The organism is Paraburkholderia sp. SIMBA_027 (genome assembly GCF_046535315.1).
In the GTDB taxonomy this organism is placed as follows: Bacteria; Pseudomonadota; Gammaproteobacteria; order Burkholderiales; family Burkholderiaceae; genus Paraburkholderia; species Paraburkholderia tropica.
Map to the genome: position 1 here is coordinate 1 of NZ_JAWRWY010000527.1, position 274 is coordinate 274.

1 protein-coding gene is annotated in these 274 nt (G+C 62.4%); it reads left to right on the plus strand.

The window, feature by feature from the left end; genetic code table 11:
• The coding region (locus SB764_RS40100; protein WP_410866764.1) for an arginine N-succinyltransferase at positions 1-274 on the plus strand (274 nt) is incomplete at both ends.

A 274-nucleotide genomic window follows, 5' to 3' on the forward strand; every position in this document is an offset into this window, starting at 1 on the left:
GTGCTGGAAAACGACGAAGGCCGCGTGGTTGGCATTTCCGCCATCGCCGGCGCCGTCGGCCTGCGCGAGCCCTGGTACAACTTCCGGGTGGGCCTGACCGTCAGCGCCTCCCAGGAGTTGAATATCTACCGCGAGATTCCAACGCTGTTCCTGGCCAACGACCTCACCGGTAATTCCGAACTGTGCTCGCTGTTTTTGCACGCCGATTACCGCACCGGCCTCAACGGCCGCATGTTGGCCAAGGCGCGCCTGTTGTTTATCGCCGAATTCCCGC